This window comes from Thalassospira lucentensis (assembly GCF_001613805.1).
Classification (GTDB): Bacteria; Pseudomonadota; Alphaproteobacteria; order Rhodospirillales; family Thalassospiraceae; genus Thalassospira; species Thalassospira lucentensis_A.
On sequence record NZ_LPVY01000012.1, the window covers coordinates 33,730 to 59,914 of the forward strand.

The following is a 26,185-nucleotide window of genomic DNA, read 5'->3' on the forward strand; positions in this document are numbered from 1 at the left end:
GGGCAACATCGGATCAGTTGTCGATTGTTGCCTGGTTCATGGATCGGGTACGTGCGCGTTCGGATCGCAGGATCAGTAGGCTCGAAATCACGATCATCACCGATACCGCAAGGATGATGAGCGTTGCGAGCGCGTTGATTTCCGGCGAAACGCCAAGTCGTACGGACGAGAAAACCTTCATCGGCAGGGTGGTGGAACCAGGACCGGCGACGAAGCTTGCAATCACCAGATCATCAAGCGACAGGGTGAAAGACAGCAGCCAGCCAGCGAGAAGTGCTGGCAGGATCATTGGCAGCGTAATGACAAAGAAAATCTTTGCCGGTTTTGCGCCAAGGTCCATGGCGGCTTCTTCGACCGAGGTATCCATACCCGCCAGACGTGATTGCACCACAACCGCGACATAGGCCGCACAGAAGGTCGTATGGGCGATCACGATCGTCGTAACGCCACGCCCGGCTGGCCAGCCGATAAGCTGTTCAAGGGTAACAAACAGCAGCAGCAAGGACAGGCCGGTGATGACTTCGGGCATGACAAGCGGGGCGGCAACCATACCCGAAAACAGGGTGCGACCCTTGAACCGGCCAAAGCGGGACATGACAAGCCCGGCAGGGGTCCCGACGGCCAATGCCAGCGTTGCCGACATCACCCCGATCCGAAGGCTGTTCCAGGCGGCGTCAATCATGCCGTCATTGGAAAACAGCGACACATACCATTTGAACGAGAAGCCGGTCCAAACGGTCACAAGCTTGCCCTCGTTAAACGAGTAAATGATCACAAGCAGGATCGGCACATAGAGGAATGCAAAGCCGAACACCAGAGCACTTAGAAGGAAAGTCGAACGTTTGCCGGTCATTGTCCGTTTTCCTCCTGCTTGGTCTGGATATGCTGGAACCACATGATCGGCACCACCAGGAACAGCAGCATGGCAATCGCGACCGAGGACGCAATCGGCCAGTCACGGTTGGCAAAGAATTCGTTCCATAATGTCCGGCCGATCATCAGGGTATTTGGCCCGCCGAGAAGTTCCGGAATAACGAATTCGCCAACGGATGGAATGAATACCAGAAGTGATCCCGCCAGAATGCCGGGCATGGAGAGGGGCAATGTTACCTTCATGAAGGCCTGCCATGGCTTGCAACCAAGATCCAGGGCAGCCTCGATCAGGCTGACATCCATTTTTTCCAGCGTGGAATAAAGCGGCAGGATCATGAAGGGCAGGTAGGTATAGACAATGCCGATATAGACCGCGAATTCGGTCTGGCGCATGATCAGCGGCTCGGAAATGATGCCAAGGTTCAGCAGCAGGGCATTGATCAACCCCTCGCGGTCCAGAATGCCGATCCAGGCATAAACCCGGATCAGGAAACTGGTCCAGAAGGGCAGGATCACCATCATCAGAAGGACACTGCGAAGCGATCCTTGTGCGCGCGCAATACCATAAGCCATCGGATAGCCGATCAGAAGCGTGATCACTGTTGAAATCGCCGCAATCCGGATCGAATTCAGATAGGCCGAGATATAAAGGCTGTCGCTGAGCAGAAACAGGTAATTGCCGAAATTGATCGTGATATTGACGCCTTCGTCAATCCACGTGAACAGTGCGCTATAGGGCGGCTGGGCATATTCGGCGGTGGCGAAGCTGATCTTGAGCACGATCAGGAACGGGATCAGGAAGAACAGCATCAGCCAGAGATAGGGCAGGCCGATCACTATGACCCGGCCGTGCTTGAGCATCAGGCGATCATAACGTTGTTTCAGGGTTGGCTTGTCACTGCTCATTGGTTCAGAACCGAAGCAGCCCCGGCCTCCCACGTCACCCAAACGCGATCTTCCCACGTGTAACGCGGTTCGACATGGCGGCTGGAATTGGGTTCGGTGACCTTGATGCGGAAGCCGCTGTCAAGGCGCACATGGTAAGTCGACAGCCCGCCGAGATAGCCGATTTCCTCGACCTTGCCCGACAGGCAATTGTATTTCGTATCGGTTGGCTGTTCAGTCAGCAGGCGCAAGCGTTCCGGGCGGAGCGCGATCCAAAGTGTCGCACCTTCGTGGCCCTGAACGGCGTGGTCGATATAAATCTCGCCACCGGCATCGTCGGACTGGATGACCGCGTATTTTTCATCGTCGTCAACAAGCGTTCCCTCGATCAGGTTGACCTGACCCAGGAAGTTCGCGGTAAAGCGGCTGTTGGGATATTCGTAAAGCTCGAACGGGGTGCCAAGCTGGCGGATCACGCCTTCATTCATCACGGCAATGCGTGATGCCATGGTCATGGCTTCTTCCTGATCATGGGTGACCATGACAAAGGTGGTGCCGACCTTTTCCTGAATGTTGACCAGTTCGAACTGCGTCTGTTCACGCAGCTTTTTATCAAGCGCACCCAGCGGTTCGTCGAGTAGAAGCACCTTGGGTTTTTTGACAAGGGATCGTGCCAGGGCAACACGCTGGCGCTGGCCGCCGGAAAGCTGATGGGGTTTGCGTTTGGCAAACTTGGTCATCTGCACAAGGGCCAGCATATCGGAAACCAGTGTGCGGATTTCCGATTTCGGCAATCCGTCCTGATGCAGGCCAAAGGCCACATTCTGTTCAACCGTCATGTGCGGGAACAGGGCATAGGACTGGAACATCATGTTGGTCGGGCGTTCATAGGCCGGGACCCCAGCCATATCGACACCATCGATGAATATTTTACCTGCTGTTGGTTCCTCGAACCCGGCCAGCATGCGCAAAAGCGTTGTTTTGCCGCAACCCGATCCGCCCAGAAGGGCAAACAATTCATGCCGATAAATATCAAGCGACACATCATCGACGGCATAAAAGTCGCCGAATTTCTTGGTCACATTCTCGAAACGGATAAACGGGACCGCGTCGGGATTGTTCCAAGGCTGAGTCTTGTGCACATCCTCGTGTGCTTTCTGCAAAGCCCCCTGCGACACCAAGCTTCTCCCCTTGTTTGTTGTCGAGATATACCCAAAACATCGGGCGACATGCCCGGCTGGTCTTTTCAGTCCGATTGCGTTTGACGTGCCGTCCGATGTTTTGGTTTTTCCTGATTAACAGGATGAAGCAATTCCACAATCTGTAAAGAGGGGTGTGCGATATTTTGAACGTTTTGTGACCAATGTTGCGATAAATGGCGGAAAAGTCAGCAGGGGTGTTCAGAAAATGGGCATTGTTCGCGGTTTCATTTCCTGCTGTCCTGCCTGGGTGCCTTGCGCGGTTTCACGCACACCATCGCGAGTCACAATGCCGCAGCCGTATATCACCGTCATGCAAAAGGGGCGCAGCATGACTGCAGCGCCCCTTCGACAGGTTTCGATATCAACCGGATCGATTACTGACCGGTTTTAAGCTTGGTCCACAGACGGGTACGGGTACGCAGTTCTTTCGGACCCGGCTCGATCTTGGAGCGCAGGCGTTCCTTCACTTCCTGTGACGGGTAAACGCCCGGATCGGATTTCAGATCTTCGTCGATGAATTCCATGGCCGCTTCGTTCGGGCTGGCATATTCGACATAGTTGGCAAGATCCGCACCGACATCGGCACGCAGGATGTAATCAATGAATTTGTGGGCCAGTTCCGGGTTCGGCGCATCGGCCGGGATCATCATCACGTCAAACCAGATCAGCGTGCCTTCCTTCGGAATCACGTATTTGATCTCGTTGCCGTTGCCGGCTTCTTCTGCGCGAAGGGCAGCCTGACCAACGTCACCCGACCAGCCGATAGATACGCAGACGTTACCATTGGCAAGGTCGTTGATGTATTGCGAGCTGTGGAAATAGGTGATGTAGGGACGGACTTTTTCGAGTTCGGCCATCGCGGCTTCGATGTCTTCGTTCGACTGTTTGGAATCCGGTTTGTCGAGATAGAAATTGACCAGCGGTACGATCTCGCCCGGATCATCAAGCATGGTCAGGCCGCATTTCGACAGCTTTTCGGCATATTGCGGGTCAAATACCAGCGCCCAGCTATCGAGCGGTGCATCGTCGCCCAGAGCTTCCTGAACCTTGGCAACGTTATAGCCAATGCCGTTGGTGCCCCAAAGGTAAGGAACAGCATAGTCGTTGTTCGGGTCGTATTTGGCGGTCTGGTTCAGGATCACCTTGTCCAGATTACCAAAGTTTTCCAGTTTCGATTTATCGACTTTCTGGAAGATGCCTGCCTGGATAAGGCGCTGCGCATCGGCCAGCGTCGGCACGACCAGATCATAGCCCGAATTTCCTGCCAGAAGCTTGGCTTCGACAACCTGGTTGCTGTCATAAACGTCGTAATTGACCTTTACGCCATATTCCTTTTCGAAATTGGCCACGGTCTCTTCGCCGATATAATCAGACCAGTTATAAACGTTAAGGACTTCCTGTGCCGATGCACTTGCGGCAAAGCCCGAAAGGGCTGCGGCAAGGACAACAAGGCTTGAAGATTTAAGAAGTGATTTCATTTCGCTGAGCCTCCCATGTGGCAGCGTTTGAAAATTTGAAGGTCCTGTTATTGCTTTCTCCAAGACCTTCATATCCTTCGAATGCCTCAGGTTTTTGTCAAACACAAGATGGATTTTTGAGCATTTTTCGCATCAAGTGAAAAATTAGGCATTCATCATGCAACATTCTTGCGCCGGGGATGATGCCCCGGCGCAAGAATTCAATCAAACGTTCAGCAGAAGGTGTTCACGCTCCCACGCGCTGATCACCGTCTGGTAGGCATCCCATTCGGCTTCCTTGACGGCCAGAACCGCGGCCGAAAATTCTTCGCCCAACAGGTCTTTTAGCGGTTTGCACCGATGGAACTTTGCCAGCGCCTCGTGGATGTGGCGGGGCAGGGAATGTGCCCGGTCATAACCCGAACCCTCGATCTGGGCGGTCGGGTCGATTTCCTCGATAATACCGAGCAAGCCACAGGCAAGCGATGCCGCAATCGCCAGATAAGGGTTGGCGTCGGCACCCGGAATCCGGTTTTCGATGCGGCGAGCATTGGCCGGGCCGTTAGGCTGGCGCAGGCCGACCGTACGGTTATCAAGTGACCAGTGCATGTTGATCGGCGCATCCGACCAGGGCTGCAAGCGGCGATAGCTGTTCATGTTCGGGGCCAGAAGCGGCATTGCCGCCGGAAGGTAACGTTGCAGGCCGCCGACATAGTTCAGGAACATCTGTGAATTATCGCCATTGTCATCGGCAAACAGGTTTTTGCCTGTTTTGATGTCGATGACGCTCTGATGGATGTGCATGGCACTGCCCGGATGGTTGCCCATTGGTTTGGCCATGAATGTGCCATAGACCCCGTGTTTGAGCGCGGTTTCACGCAGCGTGCGTTTGAACAGGAATGCCTGATCGGCCAGTTCAAGCGGCGCACCGTGATTGAAGTTCATTTCAAGCTGGGCGGGGCCCGACTCGTGGCTCATGGTATCGGCGTCGATATCCATGGCTTCGCAATAGTCATAGAGGTCTTCGATCAGCGGATCGAATTCGTTGATCGCATCAATGCCAAAGGCGTTCGATGCCCGTTCCGGGCGGCCCGAACGACCGATTGGCGGTTCAAGCGGGTTGTCCGGGTCGGTGTTTTTTGCCACCAGATAAAATTCAAGTTCCGGGGCAATGATCGGCTTCATGCCGCGTTCTTCAAAGGCGGCCAGGACGCGTTTGAGAACGTGGCGCGGCGAGATCGACACCTCGTCGCCATAAAAATGGTGACAGTCGCAAATAATCTGTGCTGTCGGTTCTTCGTACCACGGCACGACGCGAATGGTTTCCGGATCGGGTACCATGACAACGTCTTTTTCCGCCGGGTCCAGAAACGCGTCGGTTTCTTCCGGGTAACCCCCGGTGACCGTCATGGAAAAAATTGCCTCGGGGATGGCAAGGCTTTTGGCTTCAAGCCCGCGCAAAAACTTTTGCGTTGGCAGAACCTTGCCTCGCGCCACCCCGGACATATCTGGGACAATACATTCGACTTCTTCAATTTTGCGGTCAGAAAGCCACTTTTTGAGATCGGTACTCATGTGTAGTCGGACGCTTTCGCGCCAGTCCTTCAAAATTGCATTTTCTTGCTTTTTCCGGGCGTTTCCCGGTGAAATTCACAAGAAAGGAGGTTTGTCTTCGATGAATTCAGAATGTTTTTTTGTTATTTGTTTCGATATTCGAATTTTGTGCGAACATTTCGGTGGATAGTCGAAGATATCAATTCATATATCTGGATGGCTCCCACCAAGTTGCGTTATAGTCGCCCCAGATTATAAGGGCAGCGGTTGGACGCTGGTCAAGGAGGTAAAATGAAAATCGAACATCCGTATCTTATGTTTCTTGGTGATGCGCCGGACGAACTGGCTGCAAAAACCGCGATTGGCATCAAGCAGTGGCGCCCGGAATGGTGTGTCGCACAGCTAAGCCTTCCGGGCTGTCAGGCTGATCTTGGCCTGCCGGAAATGTCGATTGCCGAAGCCAAGGCCGCAGGCGTCAAAACCATCGTTCTGGGCGTTGCCAACCGTGGCGGCGTTATCGGACCGGCATGGATGGAAACCCTTCTGGCAGCGATTGATGCCGGTATGGATATCGCCAATGGCCTGCATACGCGCCTGTCGACGATTCCCGAACTGGTCGAAGCCGCCAATGCCAAAGGCGTAAAACTTTTCGATGTGCGTCACTTCGACGGAAAATTGCCGATTGGCAATGGTGAAAGGCGCCCGGGCAAACGCGTTCTGGCGGTTGGCACCGATTGCTCGGTCGGGAAAATGTACACCGCACTGGCCCTTGATGCCGAAATGAAAAAGCGCGGCATGAAGTCGACCTTCCGGGCGACCGGCCAGACCGGTATCTTCATCGCGGGCGAGGGCATTTCGGTTGATGCCGTGATTTCGGACTTCATTTCCGGCGCGGTTGAAACCATTGCCCCGGCCAACGAGCCTGATCACTGGGACGTTGTCGAAGGGCAGGGCAGCCTGTTCCATGCATCGTTTGCCGGTGTCTCCATGGGCCTGATCCATGGTTCGCAGCCCGATGCGATCATCGTCTGCCACGAACCGACCCGTACCCACATGCGCGGTCTGCCGGGTTACAAGCTTCCGGACCTGAAAACCACGATGGAAGTCAACCTGATGCATGCGCGCCTGACCAACCCCGATTGCGTGGTGGCCGGTTTCGCGATCAATACCAAGTCGCTTGACGATGCGGCGGCCAAAAAGCTTCTGGCCGAAGTCGAAGCCGAGTTTGGTCTGCCATGTGTTGACCCGGTTCGGACTGGTGTTGCGCCGATCGTCGACAAACTGCAGGAGATCTGATGTGCCGCGCATAAGTGTCACATCCGAAGTCTGGCCGCTGCGCGGGGCGTTCAAAATCTCGCGCGGGGCCAAGACCGAGGCCCATGTCGTCAAGGTCACGCTGACCGATGGTGAATTCACCGGATATGGGGAATGCGTTCCCTATGCCCGTTATGGTGAAACCGTCGAAAAAGTGATTGCCGATATCGAGGCCCAGGCCGATGCCCTTTCGCGTGGTATGACGCGCAAGGAACTGCAGGACGCAATGAAGGCCGGTGCGGCGCGCAACGCGGTTGATTGTGCCTATTGGGACCTTGAGGCAAAGCGGTTTGGCCGCCGCGCCTGGGAACTTGCCGAGCGCAAGGCGCCCGAAGGCCTGATTACGGCAGAAACGCTTAGCCTTGATACGCCTGATGCGATGCGTGAAGCCGCGCGCAGGGCGGCATCGGCACCGTTGCTCAAGCTAAAGCTTAACGGTGAAAATGTTCTCGAATCCGTTCGTGCGGTTCGGGAAGGCGCGCCGACATCGCGTTTGATCGTTGATGCCAACGAGGCTTGGTCGATTGAACTGCTTGAAGATATCGGGGCCGAACTCGACGCGCTTGGTGTGGAAATGATCGAACAGCCGCTGCCTGCCGGGCAGGATGATGGCCTGCTTGATCTTGATTGTCCGGTGCTGCTTTGTGCCGATGAATCGATCCATACCGTCGCCGATATCCCGCGCCTTGCGCAGCTTTACGACATGATCAATATCAAGCTCGATAAAACCGGTGGTCTTACCGGGGCACTCGAACTTGCCGATGCTGCCGCCAAGGTCGGCATGCAGATCATGGTTGGCTGCATGGTCGGGACGTCGCTTGCGATGGCGCCGGCCATGATCGTTGCTGCCGATGCGCGCATTGTCGATCTTGACGGGCCTCTCTGGATGGCAAAGGACCGCGAAAATGGTCTGGCGTTTGACAAGGGTGTTATGGGGCTTCCCGACCGGGCGCTTTGGGGCTGATCCTGTTCCAGAAGGGTTGCGATCTGCCTTGATTATTGCCGCCATACCGGGTTTCCGGTGTGGCGGTTTCTTTTTATCGCATGACGGCCTTGCCCTTTATTGCGAGTCGCGAACGTTTCTTAGTTCGCCTTAGGGTTTTGCGGGTGAAGTGTATCGGAAAAACAACCTGAAGACGTTAATCTACGTTCGACTTTGTGTTGAAACAGGTACTTATTTGCATTTTTTCACTCGCGGTTAGTTGAAAATTAATTCAAATTTATACAGCCACCTCTTCTGGATAGTTGAATTGGCGGTTAAATCAGGGAACGATCATAAAAATTTCGGGGCTGCTGTGGCTCCTTCGCAAAGATGAGTTGGAGCTGATCCGCGTGCTATCTGGTCCCCGAAGAGATAGTCGGCGCTTCGCAGGGCCACTGCGTTGCCGCTATCGAGATTTCCTTTACACGCCCCGGCATGCAGAATTGCTGCATCTGCGGCGCAAGGAATCGGTCCAGCTGACGGCACGCTTCGCGGCCTTTTTTACCCTCGTTCTGCTGGCGCTTGTCCCGATCTGGGACGGGGCTTTTGGTAATGGCTTTTGGCAATCGCAAACCGTGATCATGCGCTTCCTCGTCATGGGGATTGCGATTGCGGTGCTGATTAATCGTGCGGTCAGTTCCCGATGGCGACGACGTGCGCCTTATCTGCCGATGCTGTTCCTTGTGATTGCTGCCACCCTGCTTTGCGGTTTTTCCGGGCTTGATCCGGATGCCTCGCCCAAGATGCTGACCGCGCACAGTTTCCTTCTGCTTGGTATCGTTGTCCTGGTCGCCATCATGCCTTTGACGCTGGTTGAAGCGGGGATAATGGTCTCGCCGATACTCGTCCTGCTGGTTTTTGGGGCGCAGGGGCCGGTTGCCAGTGGCTATGTTCCGGTTGAAATGATCCTGTCGGTCCTGCTGCCGCTTGCGGTAATGGCGGCATCGGTGCAGCTTTACCGTACGATTGTTGCCGCCCAGGAAATCGCGATTGATCCGCTGACAGGCGTTTATACCCGTGCCTTTGGCATGGAAATGCTGCGACTGAATTTTGAAACCGCCTATCGGAAACGCAGCCCGCTTACCGTGGCTTTTGTCGATCTTGATGATTTTAAAAAGATCAATGACCAGTTTGGTCATGATTACGGTGATCGTATTCTTGAGGAAGCCGGGCGCAATCTGGCGCAACGGTTCCGTCGTGCCGATCTGGTGATCCGCTGGGGCGGGGAGGAATTCCTTGTTATTCTGCCGGATCTGACGCTTGATCGTGCGAACGATGTCATGCATCGCGTCATGTCACCCGGTCTGGCTGCTCTTGCCAATGGCATGACGCAGCAGGCCAGCTACGGCCTTGCCGAACGGATCGAAGACGCCATTTCTCAGCCGCATAACCTGATCGATCTGGCGGATCAGCGGATGTATGACGCCAAAAAACGTCATGACCGCGAACAGATCGTTGCTGATGGCCTGTCGGGCCGCAAGGTGGCAAAACCGGTATCGGTCAAATCATCGGTCCGGGCGGATGGCAAGATCGTCAATCAGACCCTGAACTAGGCCTGTTTCCGAAATCAATCATCCTGCCTTTTTGCTGGTCACACGTTCTGTGGCCGTTTTTTATGCCGTATCGAAGCGAATCCCGGTTTTGTCGGGCCGGTTCGGCCAATATGTTTTCCAATGTATTTTCCCGCGTCAACGCTCCTGAAACCGTGAAGTTGAGAGTTTCTGCGGGTTTCGAGCATATTCTCATGACGGGAATCGAAGGGGGAATTTTCGAATTTATCGATGGAATCGCAGGTTTTCTGTCATTCCCTTGCATTCTGATTCGCTGTGAGTCGCCAAATTTTCACAAATGAACCGGCGTCGGGAATTGGGGCAATGCTGAAAAAGTGACCTCAGATGGGCGGGATTCAGTTCGAAAAAGTGTCAGTTTGGTGAAATTTTGATCAAAAAAAGTGCATTTATTTTTTTGATAAAAAAATAGTCAAAAACGTGTTGCGTCCGCGCGATCTAATGGGTAATGTCTATTTGTGCGCTGCGGTAGGACGCAGTGCATTCCGGCGAGCGACTTGTCGCTCGTTTCTTGGACGTTTCCTCCCTAGACTTGGGCCGCTGTCACAGGCGGCCTTCTTTTTTGCCTGAATCCCAACGAGTTGCGGGAATTTCAGGGGGCAGGAATTTTCACCGAAAATATCATCATGCCGCCTACGCGGAATTGTGCAGTGCAAATCGCGCCTTGGTTAAAGGCCGGTGCTGATCTTTTTCGGGATGGGGATCTCCTGCCTGATTGGTACTCGGCAATCCAAAAGAAAAGGCACTGTCTGTCTAACCAGTGCCTTTGGTGGTTTGCCGTGCGATAGGGCGGATTGTGTCGAATTACTTTTCCCGTCCCGGATCGTGTTCCGGGAAGTTGCCGTCACCGTCGCCAAGGCCGCGCTGCATGATCACGCTATCGACCCAGCGGCCAAGTTTGAAGCCTGCCGATTGCAATGTGCCTGCCACCCGAAAGCCAAGGCGTGCGTGCAACCCGATAGAGGCCACGTTGGCGCTGTCGCCGATTACGGCGACCATCTGGCGATAGCCAAGGGCGGTACAGCGTCTGATCAGCTCGGACAGAAGCGCGCGACCGGCACCCTTGCCGACGACATCGGGCGCGATATAGATCGTGTCTTCGACCGTAAAACGATACGCCGGACGCGGGCGATAGGCGCCGGCATAGGCAAAGCCTTCGACCCGGCCGTCAATTTCGGCGACCAGATAGGGCAGGCCGCGTTCGCGGACATGCTGCCAGCGCGATGTGAGTTCGGCGATTTCTGGTGCGCGTTCCTCGAACGAGGCCAGGCCATGCAGGACATGGTGGCCGTAAATCTCGGTGATGCGGCCAAAATCTTCTGGCTCGGCATCCCGGATCACAAGATCCTCGAGGGAGGCGTCGCCATTTGGCAACGGTTTGCCCGATGGCGAGGAAGAAACGGGGCTGGTGGTCATCAGAAGGGATTCCCGTCAAGATCGTGGAAGCACGATATCAGATGCGTCATCTGTTCGCGCAGGGTGTCAAATCCGCGATGGGGCGTGATCGTGTCCTCGTCCATGTAAAGCGAGCGTGAAAGCTCGATCTGCAGGCTGTGCACATGGTTTTCCGGTTGCCCGTAATGGCGCGTGCAGAACCCGCCTGCATATGGATCATTGTGCGACGGGGTAAAGCCCAGATCGCGGACACGATCTTCGACAAAGCGCGTCAAAGACGGATGGCAGGAACTTCCATAGCAATCGCCCAGAACCAGATCAACGCGGTTTTTGCTGCTGTCGACAGAATCCCCGGGCATCGAATGGCAATCAATCAGGATGCAATAACCAAACTGGTCACGCGTTGCGTCAATCAGCTTGCGAAGCGCACTGTGATAGGGGTGGTAATAGGTATCGATCCGGTGCATCGCCTCGGCGACCGGCAGGCGCGCCTTGTAAATCTCGATCCCGCCACTGACGACGCGCGGGATTGATCCCAACCCCGAAAGGGCCCGCATCGAATGAATATCCGCATCCGAGGGTAGGGGGCCATCAAACATGCGCGGGTCGAGCTCCAGCGCCCCGCGATTGACATCGACAAAGGCACGCGGAAATGTCGCGCACAGCATAGGTGCGCCAAGCTTGGGCGCGCTGGCAAAAAGCTGATCGACAAAGGCATCCTCGGATGCACGGAGCGCAAACGAGTCAATGCGGGCAATCTCGATCAATTCCTGCGGATAATGGCGCCCGGAATGGGGCGATGCAAACACCACCGGCAGGGTTTGCCGGGATGGCAGGATGACGGTTGCCGGTCCACTGCCGGTAAGATCCGATGGCAACTGGTTCATTGTCGTTTGTTATATCTTCCCTAAACTGGATGATGATCATAGCAACAGCGATCCATCCCGTCCCCCATAGATGAAGATTTTTTGTCAAAAAACCAATTGAGGGGTTGCACCTTTTTCTGCCTTGGGCTAAATACCGCCTCGCCGTCACAAACGGCGCTGGCCAAGCCTTCCGCTTTGAAGGCCGGTCAGATGAAAGATGGGTTAGAGGGCCTATAGCTCAGTTGGTTAGAGCGTTCGCTTGACATGCGAGAGGTCACAAGTTCGAGTCTTGTTAGGCCCACCATCTTTCCCCAAATACAGGGGCCTATAGCTCAGTTGGTTAGAGCGTTCGCTTGACATGCGAGAGGTCACAAGTTCGAGTCTTGTTAGGCCCACCATTTCCTCCCCGCCGGTTTCCGAGCGGGGTTTTGTGTTTCTGGCTTTAAATTCCGGCTTTCCCCCAAGCTTATCAAGGCTTCTGGCGTGTCACGGTGCCCTCACATATTTCCCGCTTGAAGTTGGTTGTGTTATGTGTTGAATGCATTCAATCGAGCGTTTTGTTCCGGTCTGATGCCCTGTCATCGGGTCGGGCGATCTGACGGAGGCCTTCCATGATCATGTCTTTTGAAACTGTCCTTGGCCTTCTTGCCGGATCACTGACCACGATTGCCTTCCTGCCGCAGGTTATACGTACCTGGCGCACGCGCTCGACGGCTGATATCTCGCTTGTGATGTTTCTGATACTGTGCACGGGGATCGCGCTTTGGCTGGTTTATGGCCTGATCCGTGGTGACTGGCCGGTGATCATTGCCAACGGTTTTACCCTTGTGCTGGCCTCGACCATCCTGTTTTTCAAGCTTCGCCACGGATAACCGGGCCTTCCGGTTCTATCGCATTGCCGCGATGCTTTTGCGAAAGCGCATGGCGCTAAAGGCGAAGAACAGGGCGGCGATCACGAAGACGATCAGGAATTCCTGCCAGACAACATCGATCCCGGCATCGCGATACAGGATCGCCTGTGCAAAGCTGACAAAGTGGCTGGACGGGACGAATTGCATGATGTTCTGAAGCGTTTCAGGCATGCTTTCAAGCGGCGTATTCCCGCCCGACAACATCCGCATTGGCAAAACGACAAGGATAAATAGGAGCCCGAATTGCGGCATTGATTTTGTCATGGTCGCAAGGAAAATGCCAAGGGCGGTGGCAAAAAACAGATACAGCATCGTCCCTGCCAGGAATAACAGTTTGGAGCCGATAATAGGCACGCCAAGCATCAGTTCGACGACGAAAAACAGCGATAGCGCGCTTGCGATCAGAATCACAAGTCCGTTGGCCCAGACCTTTGCCAGCATGATTTCAAACGGATCAAGCGGCATCACCAGCAGATGTTCAATCGTGCCATGTTCGCGTTCACGAATAAGTGCCGCCCCGGACAGGATGATCGAGAGCATGGTGATGTTGTTGATGATCTCCATCGCGCTGGTGAACCATGAACTGGTCGCGTTTTCGTTATAGGCATAACGCGTGACAAGCTGTGTCGGTGGTTCGTGGCTGGCCGCGACATAGGCCGAAACACCACCCATGAAGGTCTGGATTTCCTGGGCAATGATGTTGCTGACATAACCTTGGCCGATCCCGGCCTGCATCATCGCGGTAGCATCGATATTAAGCTGTATTTCCGGTTGATGACCGGCAATCAGGTCTTTTTCAAAATCGGGCGGGATCACCAGCAGAAAGGTATATTCGCCGCTATCCATGGCGGCGTCGATGTCGCCTTCGCTGATTTCCGCCGGTCTCTTGAAAAACGGCTGCAGGAACGCATCACCGATCTGGCGGGACAGTTTGGATTTGTCCAGATCGGCAATCGCGATTGATGCGTTTTTAAGGTCATGGGAAAAGCCGGTCGCAGCATTGTAAATCGCAAATGAAAACGCCCAGCAGATCAGGATTAGCAACACGACATCGCGACGGAGGCTGAAAAGCTCCTTGATGCCGAGGCGATAGATATTTTCAATCCGTTTGCCAAACATCGATTTTACGCCTCCTGCTTTTTAAGCAGCAGCATTGAAAGGGCGGTCAATGCCGGGAAGAAAATCACCAGCGTCAGGATTTGGGGATAGAGTTCGGCAAAACCAAGCGCCTTGGTAAAGACCCCGACACTGATCGACATGAAATGCGATGTCGGCATGATGGTCGACAGCACGGCGGGCGCACCGTCAAGTGACGAAATCGGCTGCATCATCCCCGAAAACATGACCGATGGCACCATGGTTGCGATCGCGGTTCCAAACAACGCGGCGATCTGCGTTTGGGTAAAGGATGAAATCAAAAGCCCAAGTCCGGTTGTGGCAATCACAAACAGGAAGGCCCCGACAACAAGGGTAAGCGGATTGCCCCGCATCGGCACGTCGAACCAGAATAGCGCCATCACGACCATCAGAACGAAATTGATCAGGCCCAGCCCGACATAGGGCAATTGTTTGCCAATCAGGAATTCGATCCGCGTGACGGGGGTGACATAAAGGTTGGTGATTGATCCCAATTCCTTTTCGCGCACGACGCCGACCGCCATCAGAACGGCAGGAATGAACATCAGCAACAGTGCAATCACCGATGGCACCATGGCGTAGATGCTTTTGAAATCCTGATTATAGCGATAGCGGGTTTCGATACTGACCGGCAGGGTTTGAACCGGCAAACCGGTATTGCGCATGCTGCGTTCGTTTAGATATTTGCTGTGAATGCCTTCGACATAGCCATGGATGGTTTCGGCGCGAAACGGCATGGTGCCATCGATGGTGGCGGCGACTTCGGGACTGCGTCCGGCTTCAAGGTCACGGCCAAAACCGGGTGGGATTTCAATCGCCAGTGCAATGTCACCCGACAGCAATCTTTGTTCAAGTTCGTCATTGCTGTTTAACGGTGGCTGTTCACTGAAATATCGGGACCCTGCAAGGTTTTCAAGATAGGTGCGGCTGGTTTCGGTCCTGTCGCGGTCCAGTACGGCATAGGTCAGGTTTTCGACATCAAACGTGATGCCATAACCGAAAACCGGCATCAGGATCGCCGTGCCCAGCAAGGCAAACATCAACCGGATCGGATCGCGGATCAGTTCCATGGTTTCGCGCAGTGAATAGGCCCACAAACGGCGCAAACTGAAAATCGATGCCTTGGCCGGTTTCCATTTCCCAGTCCCGTTTTCGCCGTCGCCTTGCATCGCCGATGCATCCGGGGCAGGGGCATTGTCATCAATGCCGCTGGCTTCTTCCAGATGGCTGATGAAGGCTTCTTCAAGCGTGTCACAACCGCGTTTCTGCGTGATTTCACCCGGGGTGTCGCTGATTAGAACCTTGCCCGCATGCATCAGCGAGATGCGGTCGCAGCGTTCCGCCTCGTTCATGAAATGGGTGGAGATGAAAATCGTCACCCCCTGATCACGGGAAAGCTCCACCAGCAATTGCCAGAATCCATCACGTGCGACCGGATCAACGCCTGATGTCGGTTCATCAAGTATCAGTATTTCCGGGCTGTGAATGATCGCAACCGCAAGCGATAACCGTTGCCGCACACCAAGCGGCAGGCTTTCGGCCAGATCATCGTGATATTCGGTCAGGCCGAACCGTTCGGAAAGCTCGTCAATTCGGGGCTTTATCCGGTCCGCAGGCAGGTGAAACAGTCGGGCATGAAGTTCAAGGTTCTGATAGACGCTGAGTTCGGCATAAAGCGAAAAGGCCTGGCTCATATAGCCGACCCGTTTGCGAAGTTCGGTATCCTGCCCGTCGACCGGTTTGCCAAAAAGTTCGGCCGTGCCTTCGGTTGCGGGCAAAAGCCCGGTCAGCATCTTCATGGTCGTGGTTTTGCCGCATCCGTTCGAGCCGAGAAACCCGAAAATCTCGCCTTTTTCAATCCGGAAGCTGACATTATCGACTGCGGTAAAATCGCCAAACCGCATGGTCAGACCGTCGGCGACGATGGCGGGAACATCGCCATGTGTGGTGCGGGGTGGGATGACAAGGTCCTTGTGACCCTTGCGTTCTTCTTCGGGCAGCAGCCTTACAAACGCGGTCTCAAGGTTATCGGCCCCGGTGCGTTCCAAAATCTCGCTTGCTGTGCCGCTTGCCAGCACCTTGCCGTCATTCATCGCAATCAGTTGGTCAAACCGTGCGGCTTCGTCCATATAGGCGGTGGCGACCAGAACGGTCATGTTGCTTTGGGTTTTGCGGATCTGCTCGATCAGTTCCCAGAACTGCCGCCGCGACAGGGGATCAACCCCGGTTGTTGGTTCGTCCAGTATCAGGATTTCCGGATCATGGATCAGGGCACAGCAAAGGCCGAGTTTCTGTTTCATCCCGCCTGAAAGCTTGCCGACTGCGCGCTCGGTAAAGGGTTCAAGCCCGGTCGCCTTGACCAGCCGTTCAATCCGGTCGCGGCGTTCGCGGGCCGATTGGCCAAACAGACGGCCAAAAAATTCAAGGTTCTCGCGGATCGTCAGATCCATATAAAGATTCTTGCCAAGTCCCTGTGGCATATAGGCGATTTTGGGCAGAACGCTGTTGCGGTGGCCTGCATCGTCCATCGGTCCGCCCAGCGTTTCGACCCCGCCGCGTTGCAATTTGCGCGCGCCTGATATCAGGGCAAGGGCGGTGGATTTACCCACACCATCCGGCCCGATGAAGCCGATGGTCCGGCCTGCCGGGATATCCAGGCTGATATCGTCAAGCGCGTGGACATGGCCGTATCTGTGGCTGACATGGTCCAGCCGTGCGGCAAGTCTTGCGCCATTTGCAGGACCGTTACTCATTCCTGAAGGCTCTTGTTCAGGGTCGCGTCATCGGGAACATTGGGGGTGAAGCGTTCCGGCCAGTTTTGATGGTCAGCCAGCATGACATAGGCTTCGCCGGGCAGGCCGGTCTTGACCCGTTTGCGATGTTCTTCGAGCAATTCGCGTGCGATGCGGATTTTTACCCGGAACATCAGCTTGTCGCGTTCGCTTCTGGTTTCGACCTCGCGCGGGGTGAATTGTGCATCATCGGCGACAAACGAAACATGGGCCGGAATGACAAAGCCCGGTGCCGCATCCAGAACAATGCGTGCCTCATTGCCGACAAAGGCCAGACCGGCCTGCCGGGTCGGCAGGAAGATCGTCATGTAAACATCGGTCAGGTCCAGAACCGTCACCACCGGATCGCCGCCGGCCAAAACTTCGCCCGGTTCGGCAAGGCGATATTGCACCCGCCCGCCGCGCGGTGCCTTAAGCACGGAATCATTGATCTGTACCTGAATGCGCTCAAGTTCGGCCTGGGCGGCTTCGACATTACGTTCGCTGCTTGTCAGGCGCGATTTTGCCGCGGCAAGGGCGGCTTCGGCAACATCGCGATCCGATTTGCGCTGATCGACCTGCTCGCGGGCAATATTGTTGTTTTTGACAAGCTCGTTGGCGCGTTCAAGCTGCCGCTCGGCAAAGGAAAGCTGGCTTTCCTTCTGAACGATATCAGCCTTGGCTTCGAAAATGCCCTGTTCTGCGCGGGCAACCTCGGCGCGGGCCTTGGCAAGGCTTGCCTGAAGTTCCTCGGTGTCCATCCGGGCCAGAACCTGACCAGCTTGCACCAGATCGCCCTCATCGACCAGAACCTCGTCGACGCGGCCGGCATATTTGGTTGCCACCCGGACTTCTTCGGCCTCGATCCGGCCATTTCCGCTGGCGATGAATTCGGGAAGGGTTTCCTGATTTTGCTGCCAGTAATAATAACCACCTCCGGCAATCGCGATGATCACGACAAGGATCGCCAAAGGCACGCGCAGTTTGCTCATTCCGCCCTCCAGAACAGGATTGCCGGGCTGTTGGCAGCGGATGTGCCACCGGCATACAGGGTTATCGCAAGCAGGTTACAGCTTTAACGCGATAAAGTCTGGAATGATCCTGACCTGAACGGCAAGCTAAATCTTTGATCTTACGCAATTTAGAAAAGTATCAAGAATGTGCCCGATGGTATTGTGAACCGCCGTGCTCAGATATCGATATCCGCCCAGATCAGATGATGATCCGATGCTGCCTGATGCTTTTTGGTGAAGTCCGGATATGTTGTCCAGCGTGCCGGTCGTGATCCCGGCCAGATGCCTTTGCGATAAATGCCACCCTTGGTCACTCGATCAAACAGGGCAGGCGAAAGCAGCAGATAATCGATTTTATCATCATCATTGCCAAGGCCATGCGTCCCGGTTCCCCGGTCGCCATTTCCGGCATTAAACTCGAACTCGGTAAAATTCGGGTGGGCCGAAACATCGCGAAGAGCGGTACCGTTCAGCAACGGGTCAAGCTCGGCACTGTCGGGTGTATCGTTAAGGTCGCCCAGAACCACGATATTTTCAAACCCTTCGGCGATCAGGCGATTGTAATAGGCCGCCACCGCCAATGATTGCGCCAGTCGCTTGGCCTTGCTTGCCGGGTCATTGCCGCCATATTTGCTTTTGAAATGGTTGGGCAGGACCATGATCTGCGCGCCCGATGGCGTGATGATTTCATATTCCGGGCAATCGCGGCTGAAAATCGGGGCGCCGTCAGGTTTCAGGTCATCGACGTGGCTTCGCATTTCGCCAATCGGGTAACCTTCATGGGTGGCAAGCCCGACATCAATGCCGCGCCCGTCATTGCCATCAATAATCATCATGTGGCGATAGGGCACCGGCAAAACGCCCTTTTCGCGCATGAAATCCTGAAAGGCCAGCAAAACCGGGCGGCTTTCAATCTCGACCAGAGCCAGAACATCCGCCCCGACATCGCCGATCATGCGCGCGGTGTTTAACATTGCGGCTTCGTCCACCGGCCCCATGCGAAGCTCGCACCAGCCGACCCAGTCATCGCGGCCATTGGCCTTGATAAAGGGCTGCTTTGGCGGGCGGGGGCGAGAAATCAACTGGCCGCGAATTTTGCGAATGCGGGTAAATTTTCCCTCGTCACTACGTAACATGCCAAGCTGTGTAATCAGCGTTAACATGCGCGCCCTGTCGGCATCGCTGTAAGCCGGTTTTTCAAACAGCTTGTTCAGCTCTGCATGGGCATCCAGCACATCGCGATGTGCTTCCGGGTCTTCATCGTTAAATACTTTCGCCCGGTCAAACAGGTTTTCGACGTTAAACACAGCAATCCGCATGACGTCCCCCGATACTCGTTTCGCTGTGCCGTGGTGAAGGATGAAATTCTACCACAGGTATTATGCGGGCGTGGCGTCAATTATGAAGTGTCATGTTTGTGACGATACCGGCAGGGAGGTGTTATTCAGTCCCCAAATGGGGATGTTTTCAAATTCCGGCCCGGCGTAGGTTCCTGAATGTAACGGGCGATCTGCTGTGTGAAATGGCGTGAACGCGTTCTGCTTCATCGGGAAGGTTTTGCAATCGTGATCAATGTTAACCCCTTTAAACCGACTGTCGTGTTTGTCGATGATGACGAAAACATGCTGCGCGGCGTTACACGGGCCCTGGGGCAGCGTTACAATGTGATTTCGTTCTCCGAACCGGCCGGGGCCCTTTCCTGGCTTCGGGAAAATCACCGAAAAGTTGATGTGATCCTGTCCGATCTGGCAATGCCGGGTTTTTCCGGTATGCGGTTGCTGCGTGAAATGGTCAGCGTTGCGCCGAATATTCCGCGTGTTCTTCTATCCGGGCATCTTGATAATTCTGCGATGAACAAGGCCATCAATACGGCTTTTGTGTCCTGCATTCTGTCGAAGCCCGCACCGATAGAGCTGATTCGCAAATCAATAGAGCAGGCGTTAAGTTCGCGGGCGATTGACCTTGCCGGGACTCTGATTACGCCGGGGCTGGTAATGCGCGCGATCAAAAACAACGGTTATTCGGTTGTCTTTCAGCCGCGCATTGACGCAAAGACCGGATCGGCTTGCGGGCTTGAAGTGCTGGTGCGTTTCCCGAACCTGCAGAAACGTTTCCTGCTTGAGGAAATCATTCTGGCCTGCGAAGGCCATCCGGCGATCAACCTGCTGACCACAGCGGTGATGAACGAAGTCCGCAAACAGTCCAGGGATATCCGGTCCCGGTTTGATTTTTCACCGACGGTTTCGATCAATTGTTCGCCCTATTCCATTCGCAATAACTGCTTCCTTGAGGAAATCCTTCATTTCAGAAGCGACATGCTGCTTTGTGACATCCGGATCGAAGTTGAAATTACGGAACATAGCGACATCGTCAAAGATCCGGCATTCCTTGCCAATGCCGCAATTCTCAAAAATCGGGGTGTTGCGATTTACATCGATGATTTTGGCTCGGGAAGCAACTCGGTGGAGCTTCTGGAAACCGGTGTTTTCGCCGGGGTCAAGATTGATCGCGAATTCATCGCAACGGCAAACGGGGATTGCGTCAAATCATCGTTTGCAGAATGGATTGTGAAAGCGTCGCATGATCTGGGCCTCCGCGTTGTTGCCGAAGGCGTCGAAGACGCCGTTGTTGCACAAAGGATGCAGGCGCTTGGCGTTGAGGAAATGCAGGGTTTCTTTTTTGCAAGGCCGGCAACGCTTGAAAAAACACCGACCGGTGCATTTGCAATGTGCTGAGAGCTATTTTGTCTGGGGGAGGTAAACCCGCCGCTCACATCTCCAGATCAAACACGATCAGTCCTGAAATTTCGCCATCGGCGGCTTTGACAAGCTCAGCGCCCAGCGCCTGATGTGCCGGATGCTCAAGATAGGCATCACGTGCTGCTTCATTGTCGAAATCGATGCAAAAGCCGTGCTTGAAACCCTGTTCCAGTTTCTCCGGGCTGACCGATATCCCGCCGTCAAAACCCCGCATCCCCGCGATCTGGTCGCCAAGGTCGGACAGGGCGTCAAACAGGCTGTTAATCACGGCCTCGTCAATGCCGGGTTTGAATTTGATCAGGACGATATGACGGATCATGGCTTGGGCCTTTCCGGAGCCGGGGTGAAGCGCGATTGAACCGGGATATCGCAACCGGTGTCAATAGTGGTGATAAACCAGCGGTCCGTCCGTTTGTTGTGCTGTAACCAAGGGTTGCGTCGAGGGGCATGTGAAATAGCACACATATCACGATTTTGCCTCTTGAATTGAAGAAATGACTTCATACTTTAGGATAGGAAAAGTTGTATAAGGTAACGATTACTGGCCGGTGATCCATTCAGACGTATAAGGGGCAGATTGACATGGCATTCAATATTTTCGGGAACGGCGGCGCGTCACAGCAAGGACAACAGATTTACGAAGCCCTCGGTAGATCAATGGCCGTGATCGAGTTTTCGCTGGACGGTAAAATCCTTACAGCCAATGCCAATTTTCTTGCTACGATGGGCTATGAGCTTGGCGATATTGTTGGCAAACACCATGCGGTTTTCGTGACCCGTGATTACGCACAAAGTGCCGAATACCGTGATTTCTGGAAAAAATTGTCAAAGGGCGAATTCGCGGCCGGCATTTTCCAGCGCGTGCGCAAGGACGGCGAAACTGTCTGGCTTGAAGCCACCTATAACCCGATCCTGAATGCGGCCGGAAAGCCGGTAAAGGTGATCAAATTCGCCACCGATATCACCGCGCGCCGTAAGGAGCGCGCGCTCAATGAAGGCATTCTGACCGCGATTGACCGGTCCCAGGCGATGATCGAATTTGATCTGACGGGCAAAATCCTTAAGGCCAACGGGAATTTCCTTAAAACCATGGGCTATTCCGAAGGCGAGGTTGTCGGCAAGAATCACAGCATGTTTGTTGCGCCGGCCTATGCCCAATCAACCGAGTACAAGGATTTCTGGGCCAGCCTGCGTAAGGGCGATGTGCAGGCAGCACAGTTCAAGCGGTTGGCAAAGGGGGGTAAAGAGGTCTGGCTTGAGGCGACCTATAACCCGATTTTTGATCAGAATGGCAAACCCGAACGGGTCATCAAGCTTGCCACCGACATTACCGAGCAGGTGGAGCTTCTGGTCGATCTTAAAAAAATGATCGATACCAATTTCACCGAAATTGACGATAACATCGTAAGCCTTGACGAGGCCGCGATGAGCGGAACATCCGCCGCGGCGCAAAGCTCTAACTCGGTGCAGACTGTTGCCGCCAGTGCCGAGGAACTGTCCGCCTCAATCGCCGAAATTTCGCGTAGCATGGCGCAAAGCCGCGATGAAACCGAACGGGCCTTTTCCCAGACCGTCAGTGCCAACCAGTCGACCCAGAAAATGGCCGATGTCGTCGCGGCCATGACGGGCATTGTCGAGGTCATTCAGGGCATTGCCGGGCAGATCAACCTGCTCGCGCTTAACGCAACCATTGAGTCCGCTCGTGCGGGCGAGGCGGGCAAAGGCTTTGCCGTGGTCGCCAACGAGGTCAAAAACCTTGCCAATCAGGCGGCCAAGGCCACCGATCAGATTTCAGCCGAAATCAGTGGGGTTCAGGAAATTTCAAACGAGGTTGTCAACTCGCTTGAAACCATTCGCGGCTCCATCGAAACGGCGCGCGACAGTGTCACCAGCATATCGGCATCGGTCGAAGAACAAAGTGCAGTGACCGAAAGCGTGTCGCAAAACATGCAGACAATGGCCGTCTCGGTCGATGAACTTGCCCGGCGGCTTGACGAAATCCGCTCGATTTCCGGCGGGGTCGGGAGCTCGGTCAAGCGCACCCGCGAAGCTGCCGAAGTGCTGACGCGCTAGTCCCGAAGACATCCGATACGATAAAAGCCCGGCTGGTTATGGCATCAGCCGGGCTTTTGTCTTGGGGAACGAGGAAGGGGCGATCAGCGGCCCGACAATGCCCCATCAATCGATTTGGCGATGATCGACAGGCCAAGGTCAAGTTCCGCGTCACTGATCGTCAGCGGCGGGGCGATGCGGAACACACCGCCCATGCCGGGCAGCTTGACGATATTCATGCTAAGCCCGTTTTTAAATGCCTCGGTCGCAATCGCTGCACCCAGTTCATGATCGGGTTCCCTGAACTGGCCGTCCGCGCCACGTTTGACGATTTCAACGCCCAGCATCAATCCACGCCCGCGGACATCGCCGATACAGTCATAGCGGTCTTTGAGCTTTGATAAGCCATCAAACAGCTTCTGGCCCGATGTCCGGGCACGGTCGACCAGTTTCTCGTCACGCACCACGTCAAGCACCGTCACACCAACCGCGGCGGGCAGGGGGTCGGACACATGGGTGGTGTAAAACAGGAAGCCCTTTTCATGGGCGGCATCTTCGATTTCGGCCGTGGTCATGACGGCCGCCAGCGGCAGGCCCGCGCCGATGGTTTTCGATAACGTCATGATATCGGGTGTCACACCATCGCGTTCAAAGGCAAACATATCACCGGTGCGGCCCACACCCGTCTGGGCCTCGTCCAGGATCAGCAACATGCCGCGTTCAACGCATTTTTGCTTAAGCGCGGCCAGATATCCCTTGGGCAGGGGCAGCATGCCGCCCGATGACAGGATCGGCTCGGCAATGAAGGCGGCAAGATTGCCGGTCGACTGGCTATCGACCAGATTAAACGCGTCATCAAGCTCCGTCTGCCAGTCAAGCGACCCGTCGGCATGTTTGAACCGCGGGCGAAAGGCATTGGGGGCGGGAATGGCGAGTGATCCGACGGCCGCCGGGCCATATCCCTTGCGCCCGGCACTATAGGTCGCCGATGCGGCAACGCCGGTCATGCCGTGCCAGCTTTTGGAAAAGGCGACGATTTCGTGCTTGCCGGTGACGAGCTTTGCCATGCGGATCGCGGCCTCGTTGGACTCTGCCCCGGTGGAAACCAGCAAAACCCGATCCAGCCCCGGTGCCAGTTCCGCCAGACGCTCCGCCAGATCGACAACCGGGCGGGACAGCATGCCGCTAAACAGATGGGCGACTTTTTCGACCTGGCTTTGCACGGTTTCGACGATTTTCGGGTGTCCGTGACCCAGAAGGGCGCTCATTTGTCCGGATGTAAAATCCAGAATGGGGCGATCATCGGCGTCATAGACGAAGGATCCCTTGGCGCGTTCGATGATGGCCGGTTCAAACGAACCACCATAGCGGATCAGGTGTTTTTTGGCGGCGTCCCAGAATTTCGGATCGGTATTGCGTGACATGATGGGCTCCCTGAAAGCGTGTGTCTTTTGACTGACCTCGATCGTATCTGCTGGCAGGAAAGCCGTAAAATTGATAGTTATGGCATTCTGGTATTGGAAAAATTGATATGGTGCTGGTGCGGCGATGCAGACTTTGCTTGATCTCAAACTGCTTGCGACATTCGTGCGCGCCGCGCATTCCGGCACGCTCAGCGCCACGGCCATTCAGGTGGGCCGCACCCAGTCAACCGTGACAATGCAAATCCAGCGGCTTGAAGAAATGCTGGGCCAAAGCCTGTTTCACCGAAGTGGCAGCGGGGTCAGCGTGACCGGGGCGGGGGAACGGTTTCTGGGCTATGCCGAACGGATTTTACGCCTGCATGACGAGGCCGTTTCGGCCTTTTCCGACAAGGGATTGCATGGCTCGATGGTGTTTGGCTGTCCCGAGGATTACCTGATCACGTTTTTCCCGGCGTTGCTTAAAAGCTTTGGCACCATCCACCCGGATGTGGAAATCAAGGTGGTGTCTGCGCCAAGCCCGGAATTGACCCGCCTGCTGCATGCCAGCCAGATCGACATGGCCATCACCTCGACCCCGGAAATCCATGACCGGCAAAAGATCGTGCGTACCGAACAGCTCGCTTGGGTCGGAAGCAAACCGACGCTGGAGCTTCACGATTTCCCCGATGGCGCCATTCCGCTTGCCATGCCCGCCTCAAACGCGATGGATCACAAGGCGGCCTGTGATGCGATGGATGAGGCTGGGATGCGCTATAAAATATCCTATGCCAGCAACAGCCTGACCGGCCTGATCGCGGTGGCGCGGTCTGGCCTTGCGATCAGTGTGATGATGCAAAAAGCCGTCCCGGCGGACCTTTACATCCTCAAATCGCCAATGCCCGCCTTGCCGCAGCTTGGATTGCAGGTCGTGACGTCAAACACCGCGCGCAGCCCGGCGATTAGTGCGTTTGGGGATCACATCCGGAATTTGTTGCCGTTTTTGTAAGGCAATCTTTTGACAATTTGGTCGATAAAACGAGCAATACGAGTTTTGCACATATTAAACCCCATTTTTCATACACCCGAGTGCACGGTTGTAAGGTCTGCTGCTGTCGTCCTAGCGTTTGCGATGTCTCAGGGCGTCTACGATAAGCTTGAACACGGGCAGGTTTTGACGACGGGTCGGATAATAAAGGAAATAGCCGTCAAAGAACGGCGACCAGTCATCAAGCACGAGCTGCAATGTGCCTGCGGCGATATGATCGTCGGCAAGACTGTTTGGCACAAAGGCGATGCCCATTCCGCATAATGCCGCGTCCATCATCGCGTAAGAGTTATTGAAGGTCATCTGACCATCGACGCGGACGTTGATTTCATTTCCGTCCTTTTCGAATTCCCACGCATATAGGCCGCCAAGTCGTTCCTGTCGCATATTGATGCAGTTGTGTTTCAGCAAATCCTGCGGATGTTGCGGCATGCCGTTTTCTGCCAAATAGCCTGGCGAGGCGACGGCGATCATGCGCCAATCGGGGCCGATACGAACGGCAATCATGTCTTTTTCAACACTTTCACCAAGCCGCACCCCAGCATCAAACCCGTCTTCGACGATGTTGCGAAAGCCGTTATCGATGCTGAACTCGATGCTGATGTCGGGATAGGCCATTAATATCGGTTTGAGCTTTGGCCAGACGACTGTTTCAAGTGCGTGATCCGATAATGTCAGCCGAATGGAGCCGAACGGCTTGTCGCGGAACTCCATAATGGCGTCGATCTCGCCCTCGATTTCCTTGAGGCGCGGCGAAACCGTCGACAATAACTGGCTTCCCGCCTGGGTCAGGGCAACGTTGCGCGTTGTCCGGGTCAGAAGACGTATGCCGATATTGTCTTCCAGACGCTTGATCGCGTGGCTCAAGGTTGATTGCGCCACGCCGATCCGCGCGGCGGCTCTGGTGAAGTTGCGTTCTTCGGCAACGATGCCGAACCATTTCAGGTCGTTGAAATCGGTATTTGCCATGCACTTATCATTAATCGATTACATCGATT

21 protein-coding genes and 2 tRNA genes are annotated in these 26,185 nt (G+C 54.9%); 9 read left to right on the forward strand and 14 right to left on the reverse strand.

Features of this window, described 5'->3' with window-relative positions:
- Positions 1 to 13: 13 nt before the first annotated feature.
- The 5 genes from AUP42_RS11160 to AUP42_RS11180 all read right to left on the reverse strand — a co-directional run bounded on the left by AUP42_RS11160 (position 14) and on the right by AUP42_RS11180 (position 5,992).
- Positions 14 to 853 (reverse strand): ABC transporter permease subunit, encoded by an 840-nt coding sequence (locus AUP42_RS11160; protein ID WP_062951701.1) that lies wholly within the window; start codon positions 851 to 853, stop codon positions 14 to 16.
- The gene (locus tag AUP42_RS11165) at positions 850 to 1,779 is read right to left on the reverse strand and encodes an ABC transporter permease subunit (protein ID WP_062951702.1); all 930 of its coding nucleotides are present in this window, start codon (positions 1,777 to 1,779) and stop codon (positions 850 to 852) included. The genes AUP42_RS11160 and AUP42_RS11165 overlap by 4 nt, the downstream gene beginning before the upstream one ends.
- The gene (locus tag AUP42_RS11170) at positions 1,776 to 2,936 is read right to left on the reverse strand and encodes an ABC transporter ATP-binding protein (RefSeq protein WP_062951703.1); all 1,161 of its coding nucleotides are present in this window, start codon (positions 2,934 to 2,936) and stop codon (positions 1,776 to 1,778) included. The genes AUP42_RS11165 and AUP42_RS11170 overlap by 4 nt, the downstream gene beginning before the upstream one ends.
- A 398-nt stretch (positions 2,937 to 3,334) precedes the next feature.
- The gene (locus AUP42_RS11175; protein ID WP_062951704.1) at positions 3,335 to 4,438 is read right to left on the reverse strand and encodes a polyamine ABC transporter substrate-binding protein; all 1,104 of its coding nucleotides are present in this window, start codon (positions 4,436 to 4,438) and stop codon (positions 3,335 to 3,337) included.
- Positions 4,439 to 4,642: 204 nt separating this feature from the next.
- Positions 4,643 to 5,992: a glutamine synthetase family protein gene (locus AUP42_RS11180; RefSeq protein ID WP_062951705.1), complete on the reverse strand. Its 1,350-nt coding sequence runs from the start codon at positions 5,990 to 5,992 to the stop codon at positions 4,643 to 4,645.
- Positions 5,993 to 6,262: 270 nt separating this feature from the next.
- On the opposite strand from AUP42_RS11180, the gene dgcN reads away from it, so the two are divergent.
- From dgcN to AUP42_RS11195, 3 genes are all read left to right on the forward strand, one after another.
- Positions 6,263 to 7,267 carry an N-acetyltransferase DgcN gene (gene dgcN / locus AUP42_RS11185; protein WP_062951706.1) on the forward strand — a complete coding sequence of 335 codons (1,005 nt, stop codon included), beginning with the start codon at positions 6,263 to 6,265 and terminating at the stop codon, positions 7,265 to 7,267.
- Between the two features lies 1 nt (position 7,268).
- The gene (dgcA, locus tag AUP42_RS11190) at positions 7,269 to 8,249 is read left to right on the forward strand and encodes an N-acetyl-D-Glu racemase DgcA (RefSeq protein ID WP_062951707.1); all 981 of its coding nucleotides are present in this window, start codon (positions 7,269 to 7,271) and stop codon (positions 8,247 to 8,249) included.
- 461 nt (positions 8,250 to 8,710) lie between these two features.
- A complete protein-coding gene (locus AUP42_RS11195) occupies positions 8,711 to 9,820 on the forward strand; it encodes a sensor domain-containing diguanylate cyclase (RefSeq protein ID WP_231858246.1) in 1,110 nt (369 codons plus the stop codon).
- Between the two features lie 819 nt (positions 9,821 to 10,639).
- Here the strand turns inward: AUP42_RS11195 and AUP42_RS11200 are convergent.
- Together AUP42_RS11200 and AUP42_RS11205 are read right to left on the reverse strand one after the other, a co-directional pair.
- Positions 10,640 to 11,251 carry a GNAT family N-acetyltransferase gene (locus tag AUP42_RS11200; protein ID WP_062951708.1) on the reverse strand — a complete coding sequence of 204 codons (612 nt, stop codon included), beginning with the start codon at positions 11,249 to 11,251 and terminating at the stop codon, positions 10,640 to 10,642.
- Positions 11,251 to 12,117, reverse strand: a complete 867-nt coding sequence (locus AUP42_RS11205; RefSeq protein ID WP_062951709.1) for an N-formylglutamate amidohydrolase — start codon at positions 12,115 to 12,117, stop codon at positions 11,251 to 11,253. The genes AUP42_RS11200 and AUP42_RS11205 overlap by 1 nt, the downstream gene beginning before the upstream one ends.
- Positions 12,118 to 12,323: 206 nt before the next feature.
- On the opposite strand from AUP42_RS11205, the gene AUP42_RS11210 reads away from it, so the two are divergent.
- From AUP42_RS11210 to AUP42_RS11220, 3 genes are all read left to right on the forward strand, one after another.
- Positions 12,324 to 12,400: transfer RNA gene (locus AUP42_RS11210), tRNA-Val, on the forward strand.
- Positions 12,401 to 12,417: 17 nt separating this feature from the next.
- Positions 12,418 to 12,494 (forward strand) — tRNA-Val (locus AUP42_RS11215).
- Positions 12,495 to 12,707: 213 nt separating this feature from the next.
- Positions 12,708 to 12,968 carry a SemiSWEET transporter gene (locus AUP42_RS11220; protein WP_082824739.1) on the forward strand — a complete coding sequence of 87 codons (261 nt, stop codon included), beginning with the start codon at positions 12,708 to 12,710 and terminating at the stop codon, positions 12,966 to 12,968.
- Between the two features lie 15 nt (positions 12,969 to 12,983).
- Here AUP42_RS11220 and AUP42_RS11225 read toward each other — a convergent pair whose 3' ends face one another.
- The 4 genes from AUP42_RS11225 to AUP42_RS11240 form a co-directional block, all read right to left on the reverse strand.
- A complete protein-coding gene (locus tag AUP42_RS11225; protein ID WP_062951710.1) occupies positions 12,984 to 14,126 on the reverse strand; it encodes an ABC transporter permease in 1,143 nt (380 codons plus the stop codon).
- Between the two features lie 5 nt (positions 14,127 to 14,131).
- Positions 14,132 to 16,897 (reverse strand): ribosome-associated ATPase/putative transporter RbbA, encoded by a 2,766-nt coding sequence (gene rbbA / locus AUP42_RS11230; protein WP_062951711.1) that lies wholly within the window; start codon positions 16,895 to 16,897, stop codon positions 14,132 to 14,134.
- Positions 16,894 to 17,907, reverse strand: a complete 1,014-nt coding sequence (locus AUP42_RS11235; RefSeq protein WP_062951712.1) for an HlyD family secretion protein — start codon at positions 17,905 to 17,907, stop codon at positions 16,894 to 16,896. Before AUP42_RS11235 ends, rbbA begins: the two co-directional genes overlap by 4 nt.
- Before the next feature lie 197 nt (positions 17,908 to 18,104).
- The gene (locus AUP42_RS11240) at positions 18,105 to 19,247 is read right to left on the reverse strand and encodes an endonuclease/exonuclease/phosphatase family protein (protein WP_062951713.1); all 1,143 of its coding nucleotides are present in this window, start codon (positions 19,245 to 19,247) and stop codon (positions 18,105 to 18,107) included.
- 198 nt (positions 19,248 to 19,445) lie between these two features.
- Here AUP42_RS11240 and AUP42_RS11245 point away from each other — a divergent pair, with 198 nt between their 5' ends.
- The gene (locus AUP42_RS11245) at positions 19,446 to 20,663 is read left to right on the forward strand and encodes an EAL domain-containing protein (RefSeq protein WP_062951714.1); all 1,218 of its coding nucleotides are present in this window, start codon (positions 19,446 to 19,448) and stop codon (positions 20,661 to 20,663) included.
- 34 nt (positions 20,664 to 20,697) lie between these two features.
- Here AUP42_RS11245 and AUP42_RS11250 read toward each other — a convergent pair whose 3' ends face one another.
- Positions 20,698 to 21,006, reverse strand: coding sequence for a Dabb family protein (locus tag AUP42_RS11250; RefSeq protein ID WP_062951715.1), 309 nt, complete (start codon positions 21,004 to 21,006; stop codon positions 20,698 to 20,700).
- 263 nt (positions 21,007 to 21,269) lie between these two features.
- Here AUP42_RS11250 and AUP42_RS11255 point away from each other — a divergent pair, with 263 nt between their 5' ends.
- Complete coding sequence (locus AUP42_RS11255) at positions 21,270 to 22,760, forward strand: methyl-accepting chemotaxis protein (protein WP_062951716.1); 1,491 nt, start codon at positions 21,270 to 21,272, stop codon at positions 22,758 to 22,760.
- An 83-nt stretch (positions 22,761 to 22,843) separates the two neighbouring features.
- Here the strand turns inward: AUP42_RS11255 and AUP42_RS11260 are convergent, their stop codons facing one another.
- On the reverse strand, positions 22,844 to 24,163 hold the full coding sequence (locus tag AUP42_RS11260; protein WP_062951717.1) for an aspartate aminotransferase family protein: 1,320 nt from the start codon (positions 24,161 to 24,163) through the stop codon (positions 22,844 to 22,846).
- 124 nt (positions 24,164 to 24,287) lie between these two features.
- Here AUP42_RS11260 and AUP42_RS11265 point away from each other — a divergent pair, with 124 nt between their 5' ends.
- The gene (locus tag AUP42_RS11265) at positions 24,288 to 25,148 is read left to right on the forward strand and encodes a LysR family transcriptional regulator (RefSeq protein WP_062951718.1); all 861 of its coding nucleotides are present in this window, start codon (positions 24,288 to 24,290) and stop codon (positions 25,146 to 25,148) included.
- Between the two features lie 111 nt (positions 25,149 to 25,259).
- Here AUP42_RS11265 and AUP42_RS11270 read toward each other — a convergent pair whose 3' ends face one another.
- Complete coding sequence (locus AUP42_RS11270) at positions 25,260 to 26,156, reverse strand: LysR family transcriptional regulator (protein WP_062951719.1); 897 nt, start codon at positions 26,154 to 26,156, stop codon at positions 25,260 to 25,262.
- Positions 26,157 to 26,185 lie beyond the last annotated feature (29 nt).